A 25,968-nucleotide genomic window follows, 5' to 3' on the forward strand; every position below is an offset into this window, starting at 1 on the left:
CCCGAATTCAAGGAACCTTGTTATGAGCGAAGCCATTCGTTACGAAAAAGGCCAGGACGCTATCGTCGTGCTGACCATCGACATGCCGGGCCAGAGCGCCAACACCATGAACGCCGTGTACCGCGAGGCGATGGCCGAGTGTGTCGCCCGTCTGGTGGATGAAAAAGACCAGATTGCCGGGGTCATCATCACCTCGGCGAAGAAAACCTTCTTTGCCGGCGGCGACCTCAATGAGCTGATCAAGGTCGGCAAGCCTGAAGCCAAAGCTTTCTACGACATGGTGCTGACCCTCAAAGCTCAGTTGCGCACTCTGGAAACCCTCGGCAAACCGGTGGTCGCGGCGATCAACGGCGCGGCGCTGGGCGGCGGTTGGGAAATCTGCCTCGCCTGTCATCACCGCGTGGCTTTGGATGATGCGGCGGTGCAACTCGGTCTGCCGGAAGTGACCCTTGGCCTGTTGCCGGGCGGTGGCGGAGTAGTACGGATGGTGCGCATGCTCGGCATCGAGAAAGCGCTGCCGTATTTGCTTGAAGGTAAAAAGGTGCGGCCGCAACAAGCGTTGCAGGCGGGTCTGATCGATGAGTTGGCGACGGATCGCGATGAATTGCTGGCCAGGGCGCGCGCCTGGATCGTTGCCAATCCGACGGCAGTGCAGCGCTGGGATGTGAAGGGTTATCAGATTCCGGGCGGTATGCCGTCGAATCCGAAAGTCGCGCAGATGCTGGCGATTGCGCCGTCGATTCTGCGCAGCAAGACCCAAGGGACACTGCCGGCGCCGGAGAAAATCCTCTGCGCGGCAGTCGAGGGCGCTCAGGTCGATTTCGACACTGCGCACCTGATCGAAACCCGTTACTTCACTGAACTGACCACCGGGCAGATCTCGAAAAACCTGATCGGCACATTCTGGTTTCAACTCAATGAGATCAACGCCGGAGGTTCGCGGCCGCAGGGCTTTGCGCCTTATAAAACGCAGAAGGTCGGCGTGCTCGGCGCCGGGATGATGGGCGCAGGGATTGCCTTTGTCAGTGCTTCGGCGGGTATTGAAGTGGTGCTCAAGGACGTCAATCTGGCTGCCGCCGCAAAAGGCAAAGCACATTCTGCGGCGTTGCTGGACAAGAAAGTCGCTCGCGGACAGATGGATGCTGCGAAGCGTGATGAGGTGTTGGCGCGGATCAAGCCGTCCGAAAGTGATGCCGACCTCGCGGGTTGCGATCTGATCATCGAGGCGGTATTTGAAGATCGCGATCTCAAGGCCAGGGTTTCCTCTGCCGCCCAGCGAGTGGTCGGCGCCGACGCGGTCATCGCGTCGAATACATCGACGTTGCCTATCACCGGGCTGGCGGCTGCCGTGCCTGATCAAAGCAAATTCATCGGCCTGCATTTCTTCAGCCCGGTAGAAAAAATGCCGCTTGTGGAAATCATCAAAGGCGCACAAACCAGCGACGAAACCCTCGCCCGAGGTTTTGATTTCGTTCTGCAAATCAAGAAGACGCCAATCGTGGTCAACGACAGTCGCGGCTTCTTCACCTCACGTGTGTTCGGCACCTTCACCAACGAAGGCATCGCCATGCTCGGCGAGGGCGTAAGTGCGCCGATGATCGAGACCGAAGCGCGCAAGGCCGGGATGCCGGTCGGGCCTCTGGCGATCTCTGACGAAGTTTCCCTCAGCCTGATGAGTCATATCCGCCAGCAAACTGCCAAAGACCTACAGGCAGAACGGAAGCCGCTGATTGAGCACCCTGCCTTCGCCGTGATTGACTTGCTGCTTCACGAATACAAGCGTCCGGGCAAAGCGGCGGGAGGCGGTTTCTATGATTACCCGGCGGGAGGCCAGAAACATTTGTGGCCAGAACTGAAGGCGCGCTTCGAGAAGCCCGACGGGCAGATCTCGCCGATAGATGTGCGTGATCGGCTGTTGTTCGTGCAGGCCATCGAAACCGTGCGCTGTGTGGAGGAGGGCGTGTTGACCTCGACGGCGGACGCCAATGTCGGTTCGATCTTTGGTATCGGTTTTGCCGCGTGGACGGGCGGTGCGTTGCAGTTCATCAACCAGTACGGGGTGAAGGATTTCGTCGCTCGCGCGCAGTATCTGGCCGAGCAGTATGGCGAGCGTTTCGCGCCGCCAGCGTTGCTGCTGGATAAAGCGGCAAAAGGTGAAATGTTCTAAGGGCGATGTTTCAGGAGCAGTGCGCATTCCGGGGCTTGCCTTGCCAGGGTGTTTCAAGGCAGGCTCTGGGGTGTTCATTATTCCCATCACGTGTCAGGTATTTTTTATGTCGCTACGCATCTGCATTCTGGAAACCGACATCCTGCGTCCGGAACTGGTCGATCAATATCAGGGTTACGGGCAGATGTTCCAGCGCCTGTTCTCGCAGCAACCGATTGCCGCCGAGTTCACCGTCTACAACGTGATGCAGGGCGAATACCCGAGCGACGATCTGACCTTCGACGCGTACCTGGTCACCGGCAGCAAGGCCGATTCGTTCGGCACTGATCCGTGGATCCAGACCCTTAGGGAGTACCTGCTGACGCGTTACGAGCGCGGCGACAAACTGCTCGGCGTGTGCTTCGGTCACCAACTGTTGGCGCTGCTGCTCGGTGGCAAGAGCGAGCGTGCGACGCAGGGTTGGGGTGTCGGCACCCACAATTACAAACTCGCGGCCAAGGCGCCGTGGATGAGCCCGGTGCGTGAGGAACTGACGCTGCTGATCAGCCACCAGGACCAGGTCACAGCGCTGCCGGAAAACGCCACGGTTATTGCTTCCAGCGATTTCTGCCCGTTCGCGGCGTATCACATCAATGATCAGGTGCTGTGCTTCCAGGGGCATCCGGAATTTATCCACGATTATTCGCGAGCGCTGCTGGATCTGCGTCAGGAAGCGTTGGGTTCGCAGATCTACACCAAGGGGGTGGCCAGCCTCGAGCAGGAACACCATGGTGCGACGGTTGCGGAGTGGATGATGCGTTTTGTGGCGCATAAGCCAGAAACTGTCTAAGGCCAAAAGCTTCGCGAGCAGGCTCGTTCCCACATTGGATTTTCGGTGCGCCACCGATCAATGTGGAAGTGAGCCTGCTCGCGAATGTTCCAGACAACTCGGTTTGCTCTACAACCACCCCGATTTCTTGAAGCTCGCCCACAAACTTACACATCCCACCGCAATAAACCCCAGCACGCCGAAATAGCCGTAGTGCCAGCTCAACTCCGGCATGTTCTGGAAGTTCATCCCGTAAATCCCCGCCACCGCCGTCGGAAACGCCAGGATCGCCGCCCAGGCAGCAAACTTGCGCTGTACCACGCTTTGCCGTGATGCCTCGAGCAACACACCGATCTCGATGGTCTGGCTGGCGATGTCGGCCAAAGTGCTCAGGTCTTCCATCTGCCGCGTTACGTGGATCTGCACATCGCGGAAGTACGGGCGCATATTCTTGTCGATAAACGGGAAACTCAGCTTCTGCAGTTCCTCGCCAATCTCCACCATCGGCGCCGCGTACCGGCGCAGGCGCACGACATCGCGGCGCAAGCCATGCAGCTTCTGAATGTCGCGTTCATTCAACGCGCTACACAACACGTTGCGTTCCAGTTCATCGATTTCGGCATGAATGGCTTCGCCCACCGGCTGATAGTTCTCGATGACGAAATCGAGCAACGCATACAGTACGAAATCTTCCCCATGTTCCAGCAGTAGCGGGCGCGCCTCACAGCGTTGGCGGACATGCGCGTAGGACGCCGAGTGACCGTTACGCGCGGTGATGATGTAGCCCTTGCCGGCAAAGATGTGCGTCTCGATAAATTGCAGAACGCCGTTTTCGCGAATGGGCGAATAGGTGACGATAAACAGAGCGTCGCCAAAGGTTTCCAGTTTCGGTCGACTGTGTTTTTCCAGAGCATCTTCGATGGCCAGTTCGTGCAGGTTGAACTGACGTTGCAGGTTGGAAAGCTCTTGAGCGTCCGGCTCTTCCAGACCGATCCAGACAAAGTGACCGGTTTTCGCGGCCCAGGCAGCGCCTTCGTCGAGGGAAATATTGGTGACTTTCTTGCCTGCGCTATACACCGCAGCAGCAACAACTCGACCCATGGTGGTGATTCACTTCTTCTTGGCAGGTGGCAGGGAATACAAGGCTTCAGCTTAGCCGTGTCGCTGCTTGAGAGTCAGTGAAATCTGTACAGTTCACTGGGCAAAAGAAAACCCGCACAGGGCGGGTTGTCTTCTTAGGCGGCTTGCAGTTGCCGGTCCATCGATTCAATGCACTCGCGCATCTGTTCGCGGCACTGATTGATGAGCATGGGCATGTCATCCATGGTCAATCCGGCTGTGGGAATTGCCGGCAATGAGCGTATGAGGATTTTCCCGCTGCGCCAGCGATTCAGACGCATGTGCTTGATGTAACTGCTGACGCAGACCGGAACGATCGGTACGCCGGCGGCGATCGCCATCTGGAACGCACCTTTCTTGAATGGCAGCAATTCTTCACCGAGGTTGCGCGTGCCTTCCGGGAACACCCAGATCGAGGTGTCTTCGTTCTGCAAGGTATTGGTCGTGGTGAGCATCGATTGGCGAGCCTTGTGCGCATTGCCACGGTCGATCAACACATTGCCGGCCAGCCAGAACAATTGTCCGAACAGCGGTACCCATTTCAGGCTCTTTTTGCCGATGCACACGGTACGGCGTGGCACTACGTTGCCAAATACGAACAGGTCATAGTTCGATTGGTGGTTGGCGATGATCACGCAGCTGTCGGGTTTGTTCAGCAAACCGCTGACATCGGATTTCACCCGTAAACGCAAAATACACATCGCCGGCAATGCGTAGAGGCGGGCGCACAAACGGCTGTTGTCCGGATTGAACGGGCGGCATATCCCGAGGATCACCCCGAGCACACCCGCTAAAATAAAGTGCAGGCCCATCAACAACATACGAAACAGGAACAGCATTTTCAGGCCCCACCGGGACAAAAGGTGGCGCAGTGTACGGATGTGCACTGTTTTCGGCAATTGCCGCTATAGAGTCCGGAGATGACCGATGTTTAAGCGCATGTTTCCAAATGGAGGGTCAGACCTGTCCTAGAGCTGTCGCAGACTTTTAAACCTTGCGCGTATGAAAAAGCCCGACACGACGGTCGGGCTTTCTTTACGTTCTTGAATCCAGGCTTAGCCCAGATGCTCCTGATCCTGGATGATCGCGTTATCCAGCGCTTCCAGCAGTGCCTTACGGACTTTCAACTTGGTGTTCTTGTGCGCGAGCATGTTGATCTTCTTAAGTTGGCGCGCAGCGGCGAGGGCGGCACCTTGCAGCTCCTCGGCGGAAACCACCTTGTCGAGAAAACCGGCATCCACGGCGCTTTTCGGATCGAACATCTCGCCGTTGATCACCGAGCGGTGGAACGCCGAGCGACGCAGGCGATCACGGGCGAGCTCGATACCGGCGTGGTGCATGGTCATACCGATCTGCACTTCGTTCAGACCGATACTGAACGGGCCGTCGACACCGATACGGTAATCGGCAGACAACAGAATGAAAGCGCCCTTCGCCACGGCATGACCCGGGCAAGCGACGATCACCGGGAACGGGTGAGAGAGCAGACGACGGGCTAGCGTCGAACCGGCAGTCACCAACGCTACCGCTTCTTTAGGGCCGGCGGTCATGACTTTCAGGTCATAGCCGCCGGACAAAATCCCCGGCTGACCGGTAATGATCACGATGGCACGATCCGTCACCGCCTGATCCAGCGCCGCGTTGAATGCCGCAATCACGTCCGGAGAAATGGCATTGACCTTGCCGTTGCTCAAGGTCAGGGTCGCGATACCGTCTTCGAGGTGGTAGGAAATCAACTCACTCATGACGCTATTCCTTGTAAGAAAGATGGGCAGACGTTACCCACCGCCGCAGGCCAGGTAAAGCGCCGTGACTGACCCGCCAGTCACCGTTTCACGGCCCATCCAGCGTGGCGAGGCATTGCGCTTCTATATAGAAGGGCCGCGCCCACCGAAGATTGGCCGGTTTGCCATGGCCTGCCAGCGGGCAAAACGACTTTTTCTCTTAACCGCATGAAAATTCTGAAAAAAAGTTTGCCATCGCAAAAGCTTTCGACTACATTAGCGCGCCTCGACAGACAGAACATGTTTGAAGAGATACGGTGAAGTGTCCGAGTGGCTTAAGGAGCACGCCTGGAAAGTGTGTATACAGGAAACTGTATCGAGAGTTCGAATCTCTCCTTCACCGCCACATTCAGTACACAAAACCCCTGATTTCGAAAGAAGTCAGGGGTTTTGTGGTTTCTGGCGTCTGGATTTTATTGGCTGTGCAGTGATGTCTGCTGTGACCGAATACAATTGCGGGCTTATTTATCAGTAAAGGGACGACATTTCATGATCATTTCCAGCACTCACACCATCGAAGGCCGGCAGATCACTGCATATCTGGACATTGTCAGTGCCGAGTCGGTGCAGGGGGTCAATGTGATCCGTGACATGTTTGCCGGTATGCGCGATTTTTTCGGGGGGCGTTCGCAGACGCTGGAGCGGGCGTTGAAGGAGGCGCGTATTCAGGCGACTGAGGAAATCAGGGAGCGGGCGCGTGCTCTGCAGGCGGACGCGGTGGTCGGAGTGGACTTCGAGATCAGCATGCCCGGTGGCAAGGGCGGGATGGTTGTGGTGTTTGCGACGGGGACGGCCGTGAAGTTGCGCTGAATGTTGATCGCCAGGCAAGTGAGCCCATCCAGATAATGAATGGGCTCTTTTTCTATGCCATCAGCCCTGTGGCTTGAGGGTCACAGCGCCTTTAGCGTCATAGGTCAGCGGCGTGTCGATGGCGACAAGCGCAGGTGTGTCGGAAGGTTGACTCGGTTGCACCGGCTGGCTTGGATGGTAAATGACGCTAGGCTGCAGAACCGGCGTATCGGGGCCCGGATATTTGATGGTGATTTCACCGGAAGCGATCTTTTCCTTGAGTTTTTCCGCCCCGGCTTTGCCGGCTGCGATTTGTTCGTCCGTGAGCTTTACGACGGGTAGATTCGGGAATCCGTTGATTTGCATGTTCTCTCCTTGAGATTCATTTGTATGAAGAAGGGCAACGGCCTGCCTCCGGAATTCTTTAGTAATGCGGGACCAACGGTTCATCGTCGAGTTTGATTTTTGTAGGCCATTCGTCGGGCTTCAGCTGATATGAACAACAAGTCCAGGAATGACCGACTAGTCTCAAAAACCATGGAGGTCGATATTTTTTCAGGCAAAAGGTTTTTTGCCGGTCTCGGCCTGTTACGAAGGGGCGAAGATATGACTGATCCGTATATCGAAGACGATGGCGCTGAGTTTTCCTTCAACAACTGCGTACGGTGCGGCCAGACCGAGTACCAGTCAGGTTTTGGCGAGGATCCGGTGCAGATCGGCAAAATCAAATCCACGGCACCGAAAGGACCGAAGGCGAAATTTCTCCCCAAGGTCACCCCGCGAGCCAGAAAATAATCTTTGTCTGAATAACCCCGTCATCGAGCGGGTTTTTTTATGACTGTGCGTGTGAAGAAATTTCTTACAGTTGATGACGGCAAATCAATTTGCTTTCACAAACTTTTCACGTCTACCGCAGTAGGGTGAAGCCATCCGTTAGAAAGCAAGTCTCCAGCCCGTCTCCCCAGCGGGCTTTTTTTTGCCTGTCATAAAACCTTTTCCGGAATCGCTGTCCAATCGGCGCCAAGTGCGCGAAGCCACTGATTTCGGCTGGACTTTTTCGCGGCGACGGCATTAAATCCCGGCCCTTTTTGTCATCCCAATTTTTGAGGTTTTCGTCATGCGTTTAACACTGCCTGCTCTGGTTCTGGGGCTTCTGGTTGCTCAAGGTGCAATGGCTGCTGGCGATGGTACTGCGGCGCTGGGCGGTGGTCTGGGGGGCGCGCTGGGTAATGTCGTCGGCCAGAAAATGGGCGGCAGCACTGGCGCGGCAATCGGTGCTGGCGTAGCAGGCGCGGCGGGCAGCGCTATGGCGGCGCGCAAGGGTAGCCGGACCAAAGCGGCGATTGGCGGCGGTGTTGGCGCGGCCGGTGGTTCAGTGATCGGCAACAGCCTGGGCGGCAAGACTGGCGCCACGATTGGTGCAGGCCTGGGCGGTGCGGCTGGCGGCGCAGTGGGCAGCAACTTGTCCAAAGGTCACAAGCGTCACTGAGACTGATCGTTTGTCCGAAAAAGCCCGGCTCGATGTCGGGCTTTTTCATGGCTGAACGTTTTCCCCGTTCGACTCTCCAATCTCACATAGGCCCATGTCTGGGCGGACTGTCCCGCTTCGGGAACTGTGAGGTTCATATGCGCTTGTCATTATCTGCACTGTTTTTCGGTTTGCTGGTAGCACAAGGGGCGATGGCCGCTGGTGATGGCACCGCCGCTGTGGGTGGCGGCCTGGGCGGCGCGCTCGGTAATGTGGTCGGTGGACAACTCGGTGGCAGTACTGGCGCGGCGGTAGGTGCAGGCGTTGGCGGCGCGGCCGGCAGTGCCGTCGGGGCGAACAAACGCAATCGAACCGAAGCTGCCATTGGCGGTGGTCTCGGCGCGGCGGGCGGCTCGGTCGTCGGCAACAGCCTCGGCGGCTCTACGGGTTCGACCATTGGCGCAGGGTTGGGCGGCGCGGCGGGTGGTGCGGTCGGTAATAACCTCGGTGACGATGGTGGATCTCATTCGGGCGGCGGTCATAAGCACAAGAACAAACATAAAAACCGCCATCATTGATGGTGGGTTAAACGGAAACCCGGCATTTGCCGGGTTTTTTGCATTTGCTCGTCGGACTCCGGAACGATTGGCTGTAGGGCTTTTCGAACGTTTTACACGCCACGAGATGATGAGGTTTGCCATGACTCCTGAAACTGAAGGCAAGGAAGAGAAAGGCTCAAGTGGACTGCCGTTTATCAATGATCCGGGGAATGAGGATCCGGGGTCGTTGATGGATGATGCGACGGTGCCGTTGAATGATTCGGATGAGGCGGATATGGAGTATGAAGAGGACGAGGATGAGCAGTGAGGGGGAATAGGTTGGGTTGAAAGCCTGGAACTGGTTTTAAGGGCCTGAGTGAGCAGGCCCTTTTTGTGGTCGTGTCTAATTGGTTTCTTTTGAGTCAACCAATACATATAGGTTACTTATGCCAGACATTTTTTTGATTTTTTTAAGCTTTAAATATTCTTCGAGTTCTTTTTTAATGGTTTCTTCATCGCAATATTTTCTATGTTTCGAGGGTCTGTCACGAGCGAAGTTGTATAGGCGCCAAGTATCAAACCCATTGATTTCACCGTTTGGGCCATAGTCAAAATCTACGCTTCCTGTCGATAAATTGATGCGGCAGCCAATACCATGCAATTCATATTTAACGCCTCGAGTAATTCTCCCGCATCGCTTTATTGCCTTGGTGCGCCAAAGCCTTCGAATGTCTCGAGTGCCAAATTTGCGCTCAAATATCAGCGTGCTGGACTCCACCATGGAGATGAAATCATTTATCAGGATGTCCAAAGTTTCATTTTGATCGCTCATCTTCTTCTCCGATGCTCCAATCTGTCTAAACCTACGTTGTTCGCGGACTCTATTACATCTTCAATACTGTTTAGAGTTCTGTCGTATTTTATAAGATCGGTTATGAGTTTGATTGTCACATTTGTTGAGGTTTGCCGTGCGGCTGCTGCGCGATGGTGTCCGTCCAAAATATATAGGTTGCCGTCATGTTCTATGACATCGATGGGATCTTCTGGGTCGTATCCGTTGCGCATTTTATTTTTATAATCCTCGACTTTCTTGGTTGAGGTCTTTCCCTCTATTGTATGTATTCGCTTCAAAGTTTTTGGATCTATATTGTGAGCAATTTCCGGTAGTTTCGGCTCTCCTTCATCAACCTTAACCCCATCACTTCCACCCGGCACCTCACACCCAGGCTTATTCGGCGGCGGGCAGTTGGAGTTCAACCCCAACGGATCCACCCATCCCGTCGGATTCGGTACGTACTGGTACTGGTTCAGCCCACCGGCCAACTTGATCGGGTCCGGCGTCAGATACCGCCCCAATCTCGGGTCGTAATACCGATGCCGGTTGTAATGCAGGCCGCTTTCCCCGTCGAAGTATTGCCCCTGAAAGCGTAGCGGCTGGTTCAGGTAGTCTTCGCCGGCCAGGGTCAGCGCGGCGACTTTGCCGTAGGCGTCGTATTGCGCTGACCAGACGATGTCGCCGCTGTAGTCGGTGAGTTCCTGCGGGGTGCCGAGGTGGTCGAGTTGGTAGTAGAACGGGCAGGCCTTTTTCGGGCCTTTGCCGTCGAGCAGCGCGAGGGGGCGGAAGGTGCCGGGTTCGTAGACGTAGCTGCGGTATTCGTTTTCGCTGCTTTCGGCGACGAGGTGGTCGCCTTGCCAGAAGAACTCGGTGGTCTCGCCGTTGACGGTTTTGCGGATGCGTCGGCCGAAAGCGTCGTAGGCGTAAGTCGCGGTCTGGCCGTCGGGGCGGGTCAGGCCGATCAGGCGGTGCTGGCAGTCGTAGCGGTATTCGGTGACGAGTTTTTGTCCGCTGCCGCGGCGTTCGCGGATCAGGTTGCCGAAGGCGTCGTAGTCGTAATGGCGGTCGCCCTGCATCAGCAGGCGGTTGCCCTTGATCTGGCTCGGGCCAGGACGGTCCTGCATCAGCAGGTTGCCGGCCGGGTCGTGGGCGAAGAATTCCGGCAGTTCGTCGCGCGAGTGACGTACGCGGATCAGCCGATCGAGGGCATCGTAGCCGTAGGTACGCTGGCCGTGGCGGGTGTCGGCGATGTGCGCCAGATTGCCGTTGGCGCTGTAGGCATAATCGCGGCGGTACAGTGAATCGTGCTGATGGCCTACAGTGTGGGCGAGTAATCGTCCCTGGTCGTCGTAGGCATATTCGCTGAGCAGCAGACCTTGCTGGCGTTGTTGTTCGCGGCCCGACTGGTAGACATGCCGGGTCAGCGATGCGCCATTGAGGTCGATGGCGGCCAGCGCCCCGCCCTTGGCGTAGTGATAGTCGAGTTTGCTGTTGTCCGGCAGGCGCATGCGCTGGAGCTGGCCGCAGGCGTCGTAGCTGTAGCGCAGGGTGCCCCAGCCCTGATGTTCGGTGATCAGCCGGTCCTGACGGTCGTACTCGAAGGCCAGCGGGTGTTGCTGACCGTCGTCGACCCCAATCAAACGGCCGAGGCGGTCGTATTGATAGCTGACCTTGATGCCGTCGGGCAGGGTTTTGGCCAGAAGACGCCCGGCAGCATCGCGCTCATAAGCGGTGAGCAAACAAGAGCCGTCATCCCCGAACTCGGTCTTCTCCAGCAGATGGCCGTTGAGGTCATAGGCGTACGCCGTGAGACGGCCATCAAAACCGCTTTCCTGACGAATCAACCCGGTCGGCGTGTAGTCCAGCCGGTACTTTTCCCCGGACTCGTTTTCGATCTCGGTGAGCAGCAGTTGCGCATGGTCGTAGCGGTACTGCACCCGCGTGCCGTCGGGGTTGATCCGCCGCGAGACCAGGTGCAGGTCGTCGTCGTATTCGTAGCGGGTGATGCGCCCCAGCTCATCGCGCTCGGCGGTGACCTGACCGTAGGCGCCGTAGCTGTAGGCGCGGGTGCTGCCGGTAGGAAATATCGTCTGAATCAGTCGGCCAACGGCGTCCCAGTGCTGACGGGTGACCGCACCGTGTTCGTCGGCGGTTGTGGTCCGTCGCCCCAGCGCGTCGTAGGAAAAACGCCGCACGCCACCGTCGGGCAAGGTCTCTTCGATGAGTTGGCCGAGGGCATTCCAGACCAAGCGATGCCGACTGCTGTCCGGGTAGCGGATCGACAGCAACTGACCCCGGGTGTCGTAGTAGTAATGGGTAACCTGACCGTCAGGATCGACCGCTTCGGTGACATCGCCCTCGGCATTGCGTCGGTAGATCCACACGGCGTCGCCGCGAGAACGTTTGTGCAGGAAACCGTTGCGATACTCGTAGGACGTGGGGGCCTCGTCCGGCGGAATCAGCGCAATCAGCCGTCCGACCTCGTCGTAGCGGTATTCGGTGACCGCGCCCAAGGCATCCTGCTCGGCAATCAAGCGCCCCGAGGAGTCATAGGCCTTGAGCTGTTCACCGCCGTCAGCCTCGACCTTGCGCACCAGCCGCGCACGCTCGTCGTGGACGTAAACCTCTTCGGTGCCATCGACGTAATGCACCGCGACACTGCCGTCGTCGTTCCAGACGTAGCGCGTGTCCATCTGCGAAAACGACGCCCAGTGGCGCACGCACCGTGCGGCTTTCCCCGAGCGCTCCCACTCCCAGAAGAAACTCGCGCCGCCGGCCAGCTGCCGCTGCAGGATTACGTGGGCGTCGTCGTAGTCGTAACGCTCGCTGTCACCAACGGCGTTGCTGGCCTCGATCAGGTGCTGATAAGCGTCGTAGCGGTAACTGACCAGCGCTTGTTCAGTTACCCACTCTGCGTTCTGAAAAACCTGGTAATCCACACCCAGCAACTGCGCCCGGTCATAGCGCAACAGCAGCGAACGCCCGGCGCCGTTGTCCAGCCGCTGCACCCGGTCAGAGCGATCGCGCTGCACCGTCAGACGATTGCCATAGGCATCGCTGATCGCCGTCAGTCGTCCTGCGCGAAAGTGATAGAACCGCGCCGTTTCCCCGGCCAGCGCGAGGATCAGTTCTTCCGGCTCATCACCCAGAAAGATCGCCGCCCGCGACAGGCTGTTGTGAATCGACGGTCGCTCAATACTCGGCAGCGGAAAACGGGTACGGCGGTTTTCATGGTCGACCCAAACAACCACATCAGCGAAAAACTCCAGCCGATGCGCCAGCGAATGGCTCCAGCCAAACCCCAACCCGACATCAATCTCGACGGCGCTCGAGCGATACAACCGCGTGAACTCAAACGGCAACACGCCATCGAGCACGGCATCAGTCAGGGTCAGCAGTTCCTCGCCAGTGACCATCGACACCGGACAACCGTTGGTGCAGGTACGCGGCACGCAATCAGCGCTGTCGCCGTTGGGGTTTTTCGACTGATCCGGCGAGTCGTCATGCGGCTCATGCCGCTCGATCCGGCTCGAACCGCCAGACTTGTCCCGCACAACAGGCGCCGGATTCGGCACAGTCAACACCAGCGAATCGGCCTGACGAATGTTCAGCGGTATCGCCGGTGTCGGTTTCAACTCAACGTCACGCACATTGAGCATCAGCGGCTTCAAAACGCTGGCATGCCGCGTCAAATCCGCCGAGGACGTCAGTTCGGCCAAGCGCAACGCCGACGCCGCCAGCCATTCTCGAGCCCGGGGGGACTTGATCTTCGCCAGCACCTTGCTGCTCAAGCGCACCGGCACGCCGATGCCACCCGACAACCCCATCAGCAGAAAACTGACCAGCAGCTCGGCCCGAACCTCGGCCACCACTTCGGCCAGATACTGCGGCGGCAGCATCTTCAGCCAACTGGTAAACGCGGCCAGATAAATGAACAGCAACGGTTCGTCACTGAGGACCAGCAAGCCGTTGGCAATGGCGTCGCTGGAGGCATTCAGTAACGCCTCAAGCTCGGCCTCGCTGAGGTATTCCAGAAGCTTTTCGCTGTTGGCCTGCAGGTCGGCGAGGAGGGCGAATACCTGTTTAATGTCGTCCCAGACTCCATTCAGGGCTTTCTCGAACCCGCGCCAGTCGGCCTGCTGCAACTGACCGTACCGGTCAAGAAACCCGGCGCTGGAAAACTCCGTCCACTGTGGTTGAAACCCTGCCCACTCAGCGCGCAGCCAGCCTTCCAGGCCTGCAATGACGCCTTCATAAGAGGCATACAGCGCACGCACATGGTCGGTGGACACATCGGGAAAGAAGGTGATGCGATAACGCTGGCCCCGATCGCAATCAGTCACCTGCAGAATGCCGCTGGGGCCAATGGTGTACTGCAGTGGTTCGCCGAAAGTCAGCACGCCGCCGACGTCGGCAAGCACCGGTTCGAGCGTCACCGGCGTATCGCCGATCGGCACGAACCGCGCGGCCTCGAACATATGCACCAGCGTCAGCGACCCGCTGGCCGAGCACATGACCACCGATGAACTGAGCGGTTGGCGCGACTTGATCGGCGCGCTGAGGCGCACGTCGTTGCCGACGGTGAAGACCTGCTCGACATCCAGCGCGGTGCCTGTCCAGAACTGCTCGGCCCAGGCGTCGTAGTGGTTCAGGCACAGGCGGAATTCGCGGATCAGGTGTTCGAAGTCCGGCTCGTCCGGGTTCAAAGCAGCAACAACGAGCAGGCCGATGCTGTTGTTCAGGGCCAGCAGCCGATCGGTTGGAAGCATTCGCAGTTCTCGCGCACATCAAAAAGGTGCGAGGACTTTGCGGGGGATCAATCAGGAAAGAAGTCGGGCGAGTAGGCGATGTCTGTAGGATGTTTCGCTAAATACTTGCGAGTCGTTCATCGCTGCAACGGACATTGCCCGTTGCTCAATGTCCGTCGTGCTCGTTATGCTGCTGAACCCTTTAATCAGATCCGCGTAGCGGCGCCAACCGTGCCGCCCGGGATGTCTTTGTTAACGGATCCGATGATGAATGCACCGCTGAAGGCGTTCGGCCCGATCAAGGCCGTGATTTTCGATATGGACGGTTTGCTGCTGGATACCGAGGGCATTTACACCGAAGTCACCTCGCTGATTGCCCAGCGTTACGGGCGCACCTTCGACTGGAGCATCAAGCAGAACATCATTGGTCGTGGGGCCAACGATCTGGCGAACTACGTGGTGCAGGCGCTGGATCTGCCGATCACCGCCGAAGAGTTTCTGGTGATCCGTGAGCCACTAATGCGCGAGCGTTTCCCCACCGCGCAAGCGATGCCGGGTGCCGAGGAACTGATTCGCCATCTCAAGGCGCACAACATCCCGATTGCCGTGGGTACCAGTTCCTCGCGTCAGTCGTTCGGCCAGAAAACCACGCTGCACCGCGACTGGTTCGCGCTGTTCGATTTCATTGTCACGGCAGACGATCCGGAAGTCGGCGCGGCCAAACCGGCGCCGGATATCTTTCTGACCGCTGCCCGACGCTTGGGCGTGGCACCTGAGGATTGCCTGGTGTTCGAGGATTCACCGTTCGGTGTGACCGCCGCGAAAGCCGCCGGCATGACTGCGATCGCCATCCCCGATGCCGCCATGGCCGATGAAAAGTACGCACACGCTGACGGGATTCTTCGCACGCTGAAAGCGTTTACCCCGAGTGCTTGCGGCTTGCCTGCGCTGGAATGGGCGTAAACATCTGACACAAAAAAACGCCGCCCCTGGGTAACAAGAGGGGCGGCGTTTTTCGTTCAGTCGACTCAGATAAATCAGGCGCCGAAACCACCGTCGATGGTCAGGCTGGCACCGGTTATGTAGCCGGCTTCCGGACCTGCCAGATAGGCGACGAAACTGGCGATTTCTTCGGCTTTACCGTAACGACCGACGGCCATCAGCGGAATCAGGCTTTCGGCGAAATCACCGTGCGCCGGGTTCATGTCGGTGTCGACCGGGCCAGGTTGCACGTTGTTGACGGTGATGCCGCGTGGGCCGAGGTCGCGGGCCAGACCTTTGGTCAAACCGACCAGCGCCGATTTGCTCATCGCATACACACCGCCACCGGCGAAGGGCATGCGGTCGGCGTTGGTGCTGCCGATGTTGATGATGCGCGCGCCTTCGCCCATGTGCTTGGCAGCTTCCTGCGAGGCGATGAAGACGCTGCGAATGTTGATCGCTACGGTCTGGTCGAAGTCTTCGAGTTTGAATTCTTCCAGTGGAGCAACGGCCAGCACGCCAGCGTTGTTGACCAGAATGTCGAGGCGGCCAAAGGCTTCAACCGTGGCGCCGACCGCGTGGCGGATGGCAGCGGCATCGGCGCTGTCAGCCTTGATCGCCAAGGCTTTACCGCCGTTGGCGGTGATGCTGTTCTGCAACTCTTCGGCTTTCGCGGCGGAGCTGACGTAAGTGAAGGCTACTGCAGCGCCTTCAGCGGCCAGACGTTTGACGATGGCAGCGCCGATACCACGGGAACCGCCTTGAATCAGAGCGACTTTGCCGCTGAGGTGTTGAGTGGTCATGTTCGATCTCCAAACTGTTCAAGGCGAAATGCCTTGGTATTGGTGCCGAGTATCGGCGTGGTATCGACAACTGTGTAGACCATGATTGCTATAGTCTGTGTAAACCAGAAGTTTATAGTGACGATCATGGAAACCTTCAGCAGCATTGAATGCTTCGTGCGCAGCGCCGAAGTCGGCAGCTTTGCCGAGGCCGCGCGACGCTTGAGTCTGACCCCGGCGGCAGTCGGCAAAAGCGTGGCCAAACTCGAGGTTAGGCTCGGCGTGCGGCTGTTCCAGCGTAGTACACGCAGCCTGACGCTGACCGAGGCCGGGCAACTTTTCCTCGATCAGGTGAGTGGCAGTTTGACGACCATTCAAAACGCCGTGGCCAATCTGTCCAGTGTTGAAGGGCTGCCGGCGGGAACGCTGAAAGTCAGCATGGGCGCAGCATTTGGCTGTCTGCATATCGTGCCGATGCTCGGTGAGTTCCTGCGACGATATCCGGCGATTAATCCGGACTGGCATTTCGATAATCGACAGGTCGATCTGATCGCCCAGGGCTTTGATGCGGCCATCGGTGGCGGTTTCGAATTGCCGCAAGGCGTGATCGCACGCAAGTTGAGCCCGGCGCACCGGATATTGGTCGCGTCCACCGACTATTTACAGGCCAATCCCGAGATCATCGAACCGGACGACCTCAGCCATCACGACGGCATTCTGATCCGCTCGCCGCAAACCGGACGCGTGCGTTCCTGGCAATTGACCGGACGTAATCCACAGAACTGTCAGCCGTTGATGCTCAAGGCGCGAATGACCATGAGTGATTCCGAGGCGGCTTGCAGGACGGCGGCACAAGGCTTGGGGATTGCGCTAGTGAGCATGCCGTTTGCGGTGGGCTATCTGGAGGCGGGGACGTTGCAGCGAGTGCTGCCGGACTGGTTTGTTGATGATGGCAATATTTCGATTTACTACGCCGAGCATAAATTGTTGCCGGGCAAGACTCGGGCGTTTGTGGATTTTTTGATTGAGCAGTTTGCCGAGAGAGGGTTGGCGCGGCGGTTCAGTGCGATTTGAACAAGGCTTTAGACCGAGTCGCTGCCTTCGCGAGCAGGCTCGCTCCCACATTTGGAATGCATTTCCCCTGTGGGAGCGAGCCTGCTCGCGAATGGAGCGACTCGGTCTCCGATGATGAATTCAGCGGGCAAACCGCCCCGGCCAGCCAATAATGTTCTTCGGCCGTGGCGTCGCGTAAGTCCGCACTTTCGAGGTTGATAACTTCAGTCGAACCAGCGATTCCGCAATCGTCACCGCCGCCGTCACCCCATCCACCACCGGCACGCCGGTACGTCGACGAATCTGCTCATCGAGCCCGGCCATGCCACCGCAACCCAGGCAGATCACCTCGGCTTTGTCCTGCGTCACCGCCAGTTCAGCCTGATGCACGATGGCTTCCAGTGCGCGCTGCGGTTCGTGCTCCAGCTCCAGAACGGCCAGCCCGCTGGCCCGTACCGAGGCACACCGATCCCACAGACCGGACAATTTCAGCCGATCCTCAATTAACGGCACGGTGCGATCCAGCGTGGTCACCACCGAATAGGCATGGCCGAGAAACATCGCCGTACTCGCTGCTGCATCGGTGATATCCACCACCGGCACATTGAGCAATTCCTGCAAACCTTCACGACCATGCTCGCCGTAACCGGCCTGAATCACCGCATCGAACGGCTGATCGTAGGACATCACCCGATCCATCACCGCGATGGCCGCCAGATAGCTTTCGAAGTTGCCTTCAATCGAATCGGCGCCGAAGTACGGCGTCAAACCGACGATTTCGGTTCCGGGTGAAGCGACAGCCTGCGCCGAGCGGGCGATGGCCTCGGTGATGGATTCGGTGGTGTTGACGTTGACCACGAGAATACGCATGGGGAAATCCTTATAGCGGGCAGTTCGGCGGCCCGAAGTCCGGGCCGCGAGGGAGTTAATGGCAGACGTTGTCGACAGCGATCGATTCGCCGCTGATGTCGGCGTAGTGCGGCTGGCGCTTGGCGATGATCAGGTAGAGCATTCCGGCGATGCCGGCACCGATCAGCCAGGAGAACGGCGAGACGCTGTGGAAACCGGGAACCAGTGCCAGGACGATGGCGATCAGCGCCGCAGGAATAAACGCCGCCACCGCACGGAAATTGATTCCTCGGCTGTAGTAATAAGCGCCGTTGGGATCTTCGCTGTAGAGCTGCGGTACGTTGATCCGACCTTTGCGGATCAGCCAATAGTCGACCATGATCACGCCGTACAACGGGCCGAGCAGGGCGCCGAGGCCGGACAGGAAGTACACGATCACCAGCGGGCTGTTGTAGAGGTTCCACGGCAGGATCAGCACGGCGATGGTCGCGCTGATCAGCCCGGCGCGGCGGAACGTCAGGTACTTCGGCGCCAGGTTGCTCAGCACGAAGGCCGGGGCGACGAAGTTGGCCATGATGTTCACCGCGACGGTGACAATCAGGAATGCCAGGCAGCCGAGCACCAGGAAGAAGGTGTTGGGAATCGAGGCGATGATCTCGGTCGGGCTTTCGATGATCCGGCCATTGATCTGAAATTGCGCACCGCACAGCAGGACGGTAATTGCGGCGAACACCAGAATATTCACCGGCAAACCCCAGAAGTTTCCTACCTTGATGGTCTTGCGGCACGGCGAAGAGCGGGCGAAGTCGCAGAAATTCAGAATCAGCGTGCCGTAGATCGCCAGCCACAACGCGCCGCCGGCAAAGATGTTGCGCCACATCTCGCCTCCGGTCAGTGGTTCGCGAGTCGACCAGGCGATGGTCGCGTTGGCCTGGAAGTACATCCACGCGGCCAGCGCGGCGACCGTCAGTAAAATCACCGGCCCGGCAAAGGCTTCGTAACGGCGGACCATCTCCATGCCGTAGGCGAGAATCGCCAGCTGCACGAACCAGATTGCCACGAAGCACACCCAGCCCAAGGTCGATAGCCCGAGAATCGAATCGTGGTCATATTCGGCGAGGCCGGGATGCACTGCGGTGAGCAGTACACGGAAAACCACCGACGCCAGATACGTCTGAATGCCGAACCAGGCGATGGCGATAACCGCCCGGATCAGTGCAGGAATTTGCGCGCCGTGGATGCCGAAACTGATCCGGCTGATCACCGGAAACGGCACGCCGGTTTTCTGCCCCATGTAGCCGGACAGGTTCATGAAGAAGTACACCAGCGCCGCGCCAATCCCCAGCGACAGCAGAATCTGCCAGCCACCCAGGCCAAGGGCGTAAAGGCCGATGGCGAACGAGTAGTTAGCAATGTTGTGCACATCGTTGGTCCACAGGGCGAAGATGCTGTATTTGCCCCAGCGCCGACCTTCGGCCTTGGTTGGCGCCAGGTCGCTGTTGTGCAGGCGGGGGCTCAGTTGTAACGGCTCGGTAAGCCCTTCATCGGGTAACGGCTGGTCGAGGGCAGAGGCGGGCAGATTCAGCGCGATGTTATTGGAGAGACTTGTACGCATTCCGGCAGGCTCCTGATGTTCAGGGCCGCGATGACTGTGCATGAGCCGTCAGGCTCGACAAATCTTCGTCGCGGCCAGCAAACATCACTGGTTACGGGGCATCTGCAGCCTGTACGGGATAGGGCGCTTCAGGCTTGCGGATCGAAAGTGTTTATGTTTTGCAGTTTTGTATACAAAACATGTATGCACTAAAGCCAGATTTGTGCCAATTGCTGATCTATGCGCAGCGCTACTCATTTCGAAAAGTTATCGGAGCGTGTTAAGTCTTTGAAAATAAGTGCTTAAAAATTGACCGGTCGAACAAGTATTTATTTTTTGGTGGGGGATTTTGATGGCGGGCGGAGGCGAGGGGTTTCTGGCGGCGATGTAACTTTTCAGGGCGCTGAAAGTAAAAAGTGCACACATAAATGGCACTGATGGTGACATTCGTGTGTACACCTTTTTAAGGTCGTGCATGTGCAGAATGTGGGAGCGAGCCTGCTCGCGAATACGTTGGATCAGTCAACGAAGATGTCGATTCAGACTACGCATTCGCGAGCAGGCTCGCTCCCACAGGGGGGGGCACTGGAATTGGTTATCAGGCCTTGCTAATGATATTCCCCGCATGCAACCCGCATTCTTTCTGCGTCGCTTCTTCCCACCACCAGCGACCTTCGCGCTCGTGCTGATTCGGCAGGACCGGGCGGGTGCACGGTTCGCAGCCGATGCTGATAAAGCCGCGCTCATGCAGGCTGTTGTACGGCAGCTCGAGCATGCGGATGTAACCCCAGATCTCTTCGCTGGTCATCTGCGCCAGCGGGTTGAACTTGTACAGTGTGCGCTCCGGGGTGGAGAACGCGGTATCGATTTCCATCACCGCCACGGCGCTACGAGTGCCCGGGCTCTGGTCGCGGCGCTGGCCGGTTGCCCAGGCGTTGACGGCGGACAGTTTGCGCCGCAAAGGTTCGATCTTGCGGATGCCGCAACATTCGCCATGACCGTCCTTGTAGAAGCTGAACAGGCCTTTTTCCTTCACGAACGGTTCGAGTTTCGTGTAGTCCGGCGACACCAGCTCAATGTCGATCTTGTAGTGCTCGCGCACCTGATCGATGAAGCGGTAAGTCTCCGGGTGCAGGCGGCCAGTGTCGAGGCTGAACACCTTGACGTTCTTGTTGAGCTTCCAGGCCATGTCCACCAGCACCACATCCTCGGCGCCGCTGAAAGATATCCACAATTCATCGCCGAACTCGGCAAACGCGAGTTTGAGGATGTCTTGCGCGGATTTATTGGCATAGGTCGTGGCGAGTTCCACGACGTCGAACGTTGCACTCATCAGGGCGGCTTCCTACAGGTCGGTGGCGCTGGGCGCTCTATATGGGGCCGATGGTAACAAAAAGCTGCGAGGCTCGGGGCGCGCTGTGCGTTGCGCGCCTGCTTTTGAGTCGCTAGAGTTCGGCCTCGCTCGACTCAAATAATCAATACAAACGGGAGTGTCTTGTGGAAATTGCTTGCCTGGATCTTGAAGGGGTGTTGGTGCCGGAAATCTGGATCGCCTTCGCCGAAAAAACCGGAATCGAATCCCTCAAGGCCACCACCCGGGACATTCCCGATTACGACGTGTTGATGAAACAACGTCTGCGCATCCTCGATGAGCACGGTCTGAAGCTGTCGGATATTCAGGAAGTGATCGCCACGTTGAAGCCGCTGGATGGCGCGGTGGAGTTCGTCAACTGGTTGCGCGAACGCTTTCAGGTGGTGATTCTGTCGGATACGTTCTACGAGTTCTCGCAGCCGCTGATGCGCCAACTGGGCTTCCCGACCTTGCTCTGCCATCGTTTGATCACTGACGAGACCGGGCGGGTGACCAGCTATCAGTTGCGTCAGAAAGATCCGAAGCGTCAGTCGGTGCTGGCGTTCAAGAGCCTGTATTACCGGGTGATTGCGGCGGGGGATTCGTATAACGACACGACGATGCTGGGCGAGGCGGATGCGGGGATTCTGTTCCATGCGCCGGAGAATGTGATTCGGGAGTTTCCGCAGTTTCCGGCGGTGCACACCTTTGCCGAGTTGAAGCAGGAGTTCATCAAGGCCTCGAATCGGGATTTGAGTTTGTAGTCGTCTGCAAAGGCCCCTTCGCGAGCAGGCTCGCTCCCACATTTGGAATGCATTCACCCTGTGGGAGCGAGCCTGCTCGAGAAGTTTTTAAGCTTTTAAAGGTGCTGCAGGGTTTCGAGGAGGATTCTGACTTTGGTAATTGACTCCTGATACTCAGCCTGCCAATCCGAATCGGCGACAATCCCGCCGCCGCCCCAGCAGCACACTTGCCCATCCTTGACCAACAGACTGCGAATCGCGATGGAGCTGTCCATCTCGCCGCGCACGTCCAGATACAGCAACGAGCCGCAATACAAGCCGCGCCGGGTCGGCTCCAGTTCATCGATGATCTGCATCGCGCGGATCTTCGGTGCGCCGGTGATCGAGCCGCCGGGGAAACTGCCGGCAATCAAATCCAGTGCATCACGATCATTCGCCAGCTCACCGGTGACGCTGCTGACCAGGTGATGCACGTTCGGATAGCTTTCCAGGCTGAACAACTCCGGCACCCGCACCGAGCCGATGCGGCAGGAGCGGCCGAGGTCGTTGCGCAGCAGGTCGACGATCATCAGGTTTTCCGCACGATCCTTGGGGCTGGCCAGCAGTTCGGCGGCGTTGGCGGCGTCTTCGGCCGGGGTCAGGCCACGCGGGCGGGTGCCTTTGATCGGGCGGGTTTCCACCTGACGCTGGCTGACTTTGACGAAGCGTTCCGGCGAAAGGCTCAACACCGCGCCGCCGTCGGGCAGGCTCTGGAAACCGGAGAACGGTGTCGGGCAGGCTTCTCGCAACTTGCAGTAAGCCAGCCACGGATCGCCCTGACACTCAGCGCGGAAGCGCTGGGCGAAGTTGACCTGATAGCAATCGCCGGCCTGGATGTAATGCTGAATGCGTTCGAAGGCTTGGCGGTAATCGTCGGCCGAAAGGTCGGCGGTCATCGGGGCGTTCAGTTTGAACGGTGTCAGCGCGTCAGCCTGCGGCTGAGTGAATAACTCAATCAGGCGTTGTTTTTCGCCGTCGATCACGGACGGATGGAAGACCAATTGGCTGGTGGCCATCTGGTGATCGCTGATCAGTGCCCAGGCGTACAGGCCAAAACGCGCGTCCGGCAATTGCAGATCATCGCGCGCCTGACTCGGCAGGTTTTCCAGATGACGACCGAAGTCGTAGCTCAGATAGCCGATCAAGCCGCCAGCGAATGGCAGTTCGAAACCCGCTGGCAAATCAGCCTGACCGAGGCGATTCAGATTGTCACGCAGACGTTGCAGGAAATGATTGCCGCTTTCGTCGGGCAACACCGCCAGTTGTTCCAGCGGCCAGGCGCTGAGCAGGTCATAACGGCCACGGTCGGCACTTGGCCGGCCGCTGTCGAGCAGCACGGCGCCGGGAGCGTTGCGGATGGCCGCGAAGTAGTCGGCGGGATTGGCGCGGTAGGGCAGCGGGTGTACGGAGCAGTTCAACATGGGCGGGGCAGATCGGCCGTTGAGGCGGGGTGGGGATTGTAGTCCTCTCCGATGCCAGATCAAAGTCAAAAGCCTCCCCCTCACCCCAGCCCTCTCCCCCAAGGGGGCGAGGGGGAAAGGGAGCAGATCTTCATGATTTTCAAGATCCAGGTTCGGCTCGATATCTCAAGCTGGCGAGGGGGAAGGGGGCAGATCGGGGGCTTTTCAAGACCTGAGTTCGACTCGATATTTCGAGTGCGGGAGCAGATCTTCATGCTTTTCAAAGCCTGAGTTCGACTCAAGACGTTCAGGTCGGCGTACCTCGAACATCCACCACGGTCAGTCCCCTCTCCCTCTGGGAGAGGGCTAGGGTGAGGGGCTTTTAGTTTTTCAGCTTTTAGCCTTCCACAGCAGGAATATGCCCAAACATCTCCTGAGTAAACGCCACCCGCTCCTCAACCGTCTCCGTCACCCCACGCGCCTTCAGCTCTTCCAGCCGCGCTTCAACCGCGTGCGTGCGCAACGTCAGCCCGCAATCATTGGCGATCTGAATATTCAGCCCCGGCCGCGCATTCAACTCCAGAATCAGTGGGCCTTTCTCCTGATCGAGCACCATATCAACGCCGATATAGCCCAACCCGCACAGCTCATAACAGCCCGCCGCGAGTTTCATGAAACCGTCCCAGTAGGGCAGTTGCACGCCGTCCACCGCGTTGGTGGTGTCGGGGTGTTTGGTGATGATGTTATTCAGCCAGGTGCCGCGCAACGTCAAACCGGTCGCCAGATCGACACCGACGCCAATCGCGCCCTGGTGCAGGTTGGCTTTGCCGCCGGACTGCCGGGTCGGCAGGCGCAGCATCGCCATCACCGGATAACCCATCAGCACGATGATGCGAATGTCCGGCACGCCTTCATAACTGATGCTCTTGAAGATCTGATCCGGGGTCACCCGGTATTCGATCAGCGCGCGATCACGATGGCCGCCCAGCGAATACAGACCAGTGAGGATGCTCGAGATGTGATGCTCCAGCTCTTCGTGGGCAAGGATCTTGCCCGACACCGTGCGATAGCGACCTTCAAAGCGGTCGGCAATCACGATGATGCCGTCACCGCCAGCACCCTGCGCCGGTTTGATCACAAAGTCGCTGCGCCCGCCGATGATCTCGCCGAGTTTGTCGATTTCCTTCTCGGTGGAGATCACGCCATACAGCTCCGGCACGTGAATGCCGGCCTCGATCGCGCGCTCCTTGGTGATGATCTTGTCATCGACGATCGGGTACAGGCTGCGCTTGTTGTACTTGAGCACGTAGTCGGCGTTACGCCGATTGATGCCCATGATGCCCCGCGCCTCGAGGGCCTTCCAGGTCTTCCAGAAACCGAACATCAGGTGTCAGCCTTCTTCAGGAAAGCCTTGAAACGCACCAGCTCAGTCAGGCGGTAGCCGCGATAACGACCCATGGCCAGCATGAAGCCGACCAGAATCAGCAGGATCGCCGGAAAGGTGAACACGAAGTAAACCAGCTCAGGCACGGTCATGATCAAGTGCGCCAGAGAAGCGGCGAACAGCGTGCCGATCGCGACTTTCATCGCATGGCTGGCGCCGCGCTCTTCCCAGGTGATCGACAGGCGTTCGATGGTCATGGTCAGAATCACCATCGGGAACAGCGCCACGGACAAGCCGCGCTCCAGGCCGAGCTTATGACTGAACAGGCTGATCGCCGCGATCAACACCACGACAAAGGTCAACACCACCGAGAGTCGCGGCAGCATTTGCAGCTTCAGGTGTTCCAGATACGAACGTAGTGACAGGCCCAGCGCGGTGATCACGGTAAACAGCAGAATGCCGAAGCCCAACTGCGTCTCGCGGAAGGCGAGGGCGATCAGCACCGGGGTGAACGTGCCGAGTGTCTGCAGGCCGATCAGGTTGCGCAGAATCAGGATCACCAGCACGCCGATCGGGATCATCACCATGATCATGAAGGTCTGCTGGGTCTGCAGCGGCAAGCCGTACAGCGAGTATTCGAGGAAGTTGGCGTCGGTGTTCTCGTCGGTCAGCTTGGCCAGACGAATCGCGTTCATCTCGCTGTTGTTCAGGCTGAAGGTCACGTTGGCTTTCTTGCCGCCGTCGACGGTGATCAGGTTTTCATCGCCGGTCCACCACAGCAGGCGGTCGGTCGGCAGGCCTTGCTCGCCGGTTTCCGGGTTGAAGTACAGCCAGTCGTTGCCGTTGAAGCTGCGCAGCCACAGTTCAGGCATTTGTGGCTGATCGGCGACGAGACGGATGGTGTGGACCTTTTCCACCGGGACGTGGGCGATGGACAGCAGCAGTTCGACGATTTTGGCTTTGTGCGGCGTCGACGGATCGCCGGCCAGCAGCAGTTTCACGTTGTCATCGTTGACGTTGTTGACGCGTTTGATCGCTTCGCCGATGAAGGTTTCGACGTCGGCCGAATGCTGGCGAATCGGCGCGAGCAGGGCTTCGGCGGCGATTTTCTCAGGGCCTTCGATGGCGATGCTGTCGCGGAAGGTCGGGCCTTTGATCTTGGATTTTTCGGCGGTGTAACGCTTGGTCAGCACCAAGCGGTAATAAAGCGTCTGGTTGCCCTTGGCCCGGCGCGCCGACCAGGTGACCTTGCGGTTGCCGTCGACGCGGTTCACAGCGACGCCGTAGTTATTGGAGATAAAACTCTCGTTGAGGCTGACGTAATCGCGGCTCAACGGTGGCACGAACATCTGGATCTTCACCGGATCCTTGGTGCTGGCGACGAATTCGACCTTGGCGTCGATGTTCCACAAGTCGTCGGTCGCATCTTCGGTCACCGGGATGCCGAGCACGAAAATCTGATAGGCCGTAACCGAAACGCCCAGGAGCACCAGAATGGTGATCAGGATTTTCAGGTGGAAGGTTAGAGAACGCAT

The 25,968-nt window shown here is 58.3% G+C and carries 23 protein-coding genes and 1 tRNA gene; 11 read left to right on the forward strand and 13 right to left on the reverse strand.

Annotated elements, in window-relative coordinates; all coding sequences use genetic code 11:
* Positions 1-22: 22 nt before the first annotated feature.
* Positions 23-2,167, forward strand: coding sequence for a 3-hydroxyacyl-CoA dehydrogenase NAD-binding domain-containing protein (locus HU718_RS09965; protein WP_186616569.1), 2,145 nt, complete (start codon positions 23-25; stop codon positions 2,165-2,167).
* Positions 2,168-2,273: 106 nt separating this feature from the next.
* The gene (locus tag HU718_RS09970; protein ID WP_102901162.1) at positions 2,274-2,996 is read left to right on the forward strand and encodes an amidotransferase; all 723 of its coding nucleotides are present in this window, start codon (positions 2,274-2,276) and stop codon (positions 2,994-2,996) included.
* A 108-nt stretch (positions 2,997-3,104) separates the two neighbouring features.
* Here the strand turns inward: HU718_RS09970 and HU718_RS09975 are convergent, their stop codons facing one another.
* From HU718_RS09975 to HU718_RS09985, 3 genes are all read right to left on the reverse strand, one after another.
* On the reverse strand, positions 3,105-4,076 hold the full coding sequence (locus tag HU718_RS09975) for a magnesium and cobalt transport protein CorA (RefSeq protein WP_053116847.1): 972 nt from the start codon (positions 4,074-4,076) through the stop codon (positions 3,105-3,107).
* Positions 4,077-4,210: 134 nt separating this feature from the next.
* Positions 4,211-4,933: a lysophospholipid acyltransferase family protein gene (locus HU718_RS09980; protein WP_095120024.1), complete on the reverse strand. Its 723-nt coding sequence runs from the start codon at positions 4,931-4,933 to the stop codon at positions 4,211-4,213.
* A 216-nt stretch (positions 4,934-5,149) separates the two neighbouring features.
* The gene (locus tag HU718_RS09985; RefSeq protein ID WP_077571799.1) at positions 5,150-5,839 is read right to left on the reverse strand and encodes a crotonase/enoyl-CoA hydratase family protein; all 690 of its coding nucleotides are present in this window, start codon (positions 5,837-5,839) and stop codon (positions 5,150-5,152) included.
* A 295-nt stretch (positions 5,840-6,134) separates the two neighbouring features.
* On the opposite strand from HU718_RS09985, the gene HU718_RS09990 reads away from it, so the two are divergent.
* Both HU718_RS09990 and HU718_RS09995 read left to right on the forward strand, forming a co-directional pair.
* A tRNA-Ser gene (locus HU718_RS09990) sits at positions 6,135-6,224 on the forward strand.
* Between the two features lie 143 nt (positions 6,225-6,367).
* Entirely contained in the window at positions 6,368-6,688 is a 321-nt protein-coding gene (locus tag HU718_RS09995) for a YbjQ family protein (RefSeq protein ID WP_186616570.1), read from the forward strand.
* Positions 6,689-6,748: 60 nt separating this feature from the next.
* Here HU718_RS09995 and HU718_RS10000 read toward each other — a convergent pair whose 3' ends face one another.
* The gene (locus HU718_RS10000; protein WP_186616571.1) at positions 6,749-7,033 is read right to left on the reverse strand and encodes a hypothetical protein; all 285 of its coding nucleotides are present in this window, start codon (positions 7,031-7,033) and stop codon (positions 6,749-6,751) included.
* Positions 7,034-7,273: 240 nt separating this feature from the next.
* Here HU718_RS10000 and HU718_RS10005 point away from each other — a divergent pair, with 240 nt between their 5' ends.
* From HU718_RS10005 to HU718_RS10020, 4 genes are all read left to right on the forward strand, one after another.
* Positions 7,274-7,462, forward strand: coding sequence for a hypothetical protein (locus tag HU718_RS10005; protein ID WP_095120116.1), 189 nt, complete (start codon positions 7,274-7,276; stop codon positions 7,460-7,462).
* Positions 7,463-7,784: 322 nt separating this feature from the next.
* Entirely contained in the window at positions 7,785-8,156 is a 372-nt protein-coding gene (locus HU718_RS10010) for a hypothetical protein (protein ID WP_038366883.1), read from the forward strand.
* Between the two features lie 137 nt (positions 8,157-8,293).
* On the forward strand, positions 8,294-8,713 hold the full coding sequence (locus HU718_RS10015) for a glycine zipper domain-containing protein (protein ID WP_007914081.1): 420 nt from the start codon (positions 8,294-8,296) through the stop codon (positions 8,711-8,713).
* Between the two features lie 121 nt (positions 8,714-8,834).
* Complete coding sequence (locus HU718_RS10020; RefSeq protein WP_007914082.1) at positions 8,835-9,002, forward strand: hypothetical protein; 168 nt, start codon at positions 8,835-8,837, stop codon at positions 9,000-9,002.
* 75 nt (positions 9,003-9,077) lie between these two features.
* On the opposite strand, the gene HU718_RS10025 is transcribed toward HU718_RS10020, so the two are convergent.
* Positions 9,078-9,506, reverse strand: coding sequence for a DUF6896 domain-containing protein (locus HU718_RS10025; protein ID WP_186616572.1), 429 nt, complete (start codon positions 9,504-9,506; stop codon positions 9,078-9,080).
* Positions 9,503-14,278: an RHS repeat-associated core domain-containing protein gene (locus HU718_RS29895; protein WP_217868275.1), complete on the reverse strand. Its 4,776-nt coding sequence runs from the start codon at positions 14,276-14,278 to the stop codon at positions 9,503-9,505. The genes HU718_RS10025 and HU718_RS29895 overlap by 4 nt, the downstream gene beginning before the upstream one ends.
* 246 nt (positions 14,279-14,524) lie before the next feature.
* On the opposite strand from HU718_RS29895, the gene HU718_RS10035 reads away from it, so the two are divergent.
* Positions 14,525-15,220 (forward strand): HAD-IA family hydrolase, encoded by a 696-nt coding sequence (locus HU718_RS10035; RefSeq protein WP_064116942.1) that lies wholly within the window; start codon positions 14,525-14,527, stop codon positions 15,218-15,220.
* Positions 15,221-15,294: 74 nt separating this feature from the next.
* On the opposite strand, the gene HU718_RS10040 is transcribed toward HU718_RS10035, so the two are convergent.
* Positions 15,295-16,041, reverse strand: a complete 747-nt coding sequence (locus HU718_RS10040) for a 3-oxoacyl-ACP reductase family protein (protein ID WP_186613725.1) — start codon at positions 16,039-16,041, stop codon at positions 15,295-15,297.
* Between the two features lie 126 nt (positions 16,042-16,167).
* On the opposite strand from HU718_RS10040, the gene HU718_RS10045 reads away from it, so the two are divergent.
* Positions 16,168-17,094, forward strand: a complete 927-nt coding sequence (locus HU718_RS10045; RefSeq protein ID WP_095120033.1) for a LysR family transcriptional regulator — start codon at positions 16,168-16,170, stop codon at positions 17,092-17,094.
* Between the two features lie 120 nt (positions 17,095-17,214).
* Here HU718_RS10045 and HU718_RS10050 read toward each other — a convergent pair whose 3' ends face one another.
* From HU718_RS10050 to HU718_RS10060, 3 genes are all read right to left on the reverse strand, one after another.
* Complete coding sequence (locus HU718_RS10050; RefSeq protein WP_102900795.1) at positions 17,215-17,943, reverse strand: aspartate/glutamate racemase family protein; 729 nt, start codon at positions 17,941-17,943, stop codon at positions 17,215-17,217.
* Positions 17,944-17,998: 55 nt separating this feature from the next.
* Positions 17,999-19,537, reverse strand: coding sequence for an NCS1 family nucleobase:cation symporter-1 (locus tag HU718_RS10055; protein ID WP_186613723.1), 1,539 nt, complete (start codon positions 19,535-19,537; stop codon positions 17,999-18,001).
* Between the two features lie 577 nt (positions 19,538-20,114).
* Positions 20,115-20,849 carry a phosphoadenylyl-sulfate reductase gene (locus tag HU718_RS10060; protein ID WP_186613721.1) on the reverse strand — a complete coding sequence of 245 codons (735 nt, stop codon included), beginning with the start codon at positions 20,847-20,849 and terminating at the stop codon, positions 20,115-20,117.
* Positions 20,850-21,013: 164 nt separating this feature from the next.
* On the opposite strand from HU718_RS10060, the gene thrH reads away from it, so the two are divergent.
* Positions 21,014-21,631, forward strand: coding sequence for a bifunctional phosphoserine phosphatase/homoserine phosphotransferase ThrH (gene thrH, locus HU718_RS10065; RefSeq protein WP_122605872.1), 618 nt, complete (start codon positions 21,014-21,016; stop codon positions 21,629-21,631).
* Between the two features lie 95 nt (positions 21,632-21,726).
* On the opposite strand, the gene pabB is transcribed toward thrH, so the two are convergent.
* The 3 genes from pabB to rloB form a co-directional block, all read right to left on the reverse strand.
* On the reverse strand, positions 21,727-23,070 hold the full coding sequence (gene pabB / locus HU718_RS10070; protein ID WP_186613719.1) for an aminodeoxychorismate synthase component I: 1,344 nt from the start codon (positions 23,068-23,070) through the stop codon (positions 21,727-21,729).
* 376 nt (positions 23,071-23,446) lie between these two features.
* The gene (locus HU718_RS10075; protein ID WP_016983747.1) at positions 23,447-24,433 is read right to left on the reverse strand and encodes an alpha-L-glutamate ligase-like protein; all 987 of its coding nucleotides are present in this window, start codon (positions 24,431-24,433) and stop codon (positions 23,447-23,449) included.
* The gene (rloB, locus tag HU718_RS10080) at positions 24,433-25,968 is read right to left on the reverse strand and encodes an osmotic stress tolerance membrane protein RloB (protein WP_186613717.1); all 1,536 of its coding nucleotides are present in this window, start codon (positions 25,966-25,968) and stop codon (positions 24,433-24,435) included. Before rloB ends, HU718_RS10075 begins: the two co-directional genes overlap by 1 nt.

Source organism: Pseudomonas tensinigenes (assembly GCF_014268445.2).
Taxonomy (GTDB): Bacteria; Pseudomonadota; Gammaproteobacteria; order Pseudomonadales; family Pseudomonadaceae; genus Aquipseudomonas; species Aquipseudomonas tensinigenes.

Bases quoted from the DNA above. Each gene is read 5' to 3' on its own strand.
- HU718_RS10055 (WP_186613723.1), bottom strand. From the start codon at position 19,537: ATGCGTACAAGTCTCTCCAATAACATCGCGCTGAATCTGCCCGCCTCT.
- pabB (WP_186613719.1), bottom strand. From the start codon at position 23,070: ATGTTGAACTGCTCCGTACACCCGCTGCCCTACCGCGCCAATCCCGCC.
- HU718_RS09970 (WP_102901162.1), top strand. From the start codon at position 2,274: ATGTCGCTACGCATCTGCATTCTGGAAACCGACATCCTGCGTCCGGAA.
- HU718_RS09995 (WP_186616570.1), top strand. From the start codon at position 6,368: ATGATCATTTCCAGCACTCACACCATCGAAGGCCGGCAGATCACTGCA.
- HU718_RS10015 (WP_007914081.1), top strand. From the start codon at position 8,294: ATGCGCTTGTCATTATCTGCACTGTTTTTCGGTTTGCTGGTAGCACAA.
- HU718_RS09975 (WP_053116847.1), bottom strand. From the start codon at position 4,076: ATGGGTCGAGTTGTTGCTGCTGCGGTGTATAGCGCAGGCAAGAAAGTC.
- HU718_RS10060 (WP_186613721.1), bottom strand. From the start codon at position 20,849: ATGAGTGCAACGTTCGACGTCGTGGAACTCGCCACGACCTATGCCAAT.
- HU718_RS10020 (WP_007914082.1), top strand. From the start codon at position 8,835: ATGACTCCTGAAACTGAAGGCAAGGAAGAGAAAGGCTCAAGTGGACTG.
- HU718_RS10000 (WP_186616571.1), bottom strand. From the start codon at position 7,033: ATGCAAATCAACGGATTCCCGAATCTACCCGTCGTAAAGCTCACGGAC.
- HU718_RS10050 (WP_102900795.1), bottom strand. From the start codon at position 17,943: ATGCGTATTCTCGTGGTCAACGTCAACACCACCGAATCCATCACCGAG.
- rloB (WP_186613717.1), bottom strand. From the start codon at position 25,968: ATGCGTTCTCTAACCTTCCACCTGAAAATCCTGATCACCATTCTGGTG.
- HU718_RS09980 (WP_095120024.1), bottom strand. From the start codon at position 4,933: ATGCTGTTCCTGTTTCGTATGTTGTTGATGGGCCTGCACTTTATTTTA.
- HU718_RS10075 (WP_016983747.1), bottom strand. From the start codon at position 24,433: ATGTTCGGTTTCTGGAAGACCTGGAAGGCCCTCGAGGCGCGGGGCATC.
- HU718_RS10005 (WP_095120116.1), top strand. From the start codon at position 7,274: ATGACTGATCCGTATATCGAAGACGATGGCGCTGAGTTTTCCTTCAAC.
- HU718_RS09965 (WP_186616569.1), top strand. From the start codon at position 23: ATGAGCGAAGCCATTCGTTACGAAAAAGGCCAGGACGCTATCGTCGTG.
- HU718_RS09985 (WP_077571799.1), bottom strand. From the start codon at position 5,839: ATGAGTGAGTTGATTTCCTACCACCTCGAAGACGGTATCGCGACCCTG.
- HU718_RS10010 (WP_038366883.1), top strand. From the start codon at position 7,785: ATGCGTTTAACACTGCCTGCTCTGGTTCTGGGGCTTCTGGTTGCTCAA.
- HU718_RS10040 (WP_186613725.1), bottom strand. From the start codon at position 16,041: ATGACCACTCAACACCTCAGCGGCAAAGTCGCTCTGATTCAAGGCGGT.
- HU718_RS10025 (WP_186616572.1), bottom strand. From the start codon at position 9,506: ATGAGCGATCAAAATGAAACTTTGGACATCCTGATAAATGATTTCATC.
- HU718_RS29895 (WP_217868275.1), bottom strand. From the start codon at position 14,278: ATGCTTCCAACCGATCGGCTGCTGGCCCTGAACAACAGCATCGGCCTG.
- HU718_RS10045 (WP_095120033.1), top strand. From the start codon at position 16,168: ATGGAAACCTTCAGCAGCATTGAATGCTTCGTGCGCAGCGCCGAAGTC.
- HU718_RS10035 (WP_064116942.1), top strand. From the start codon at position 14,525: ATGAATGCACCGCTGAAGGCGTTCGGCCCGATCAAGGCCGTGATTTTC.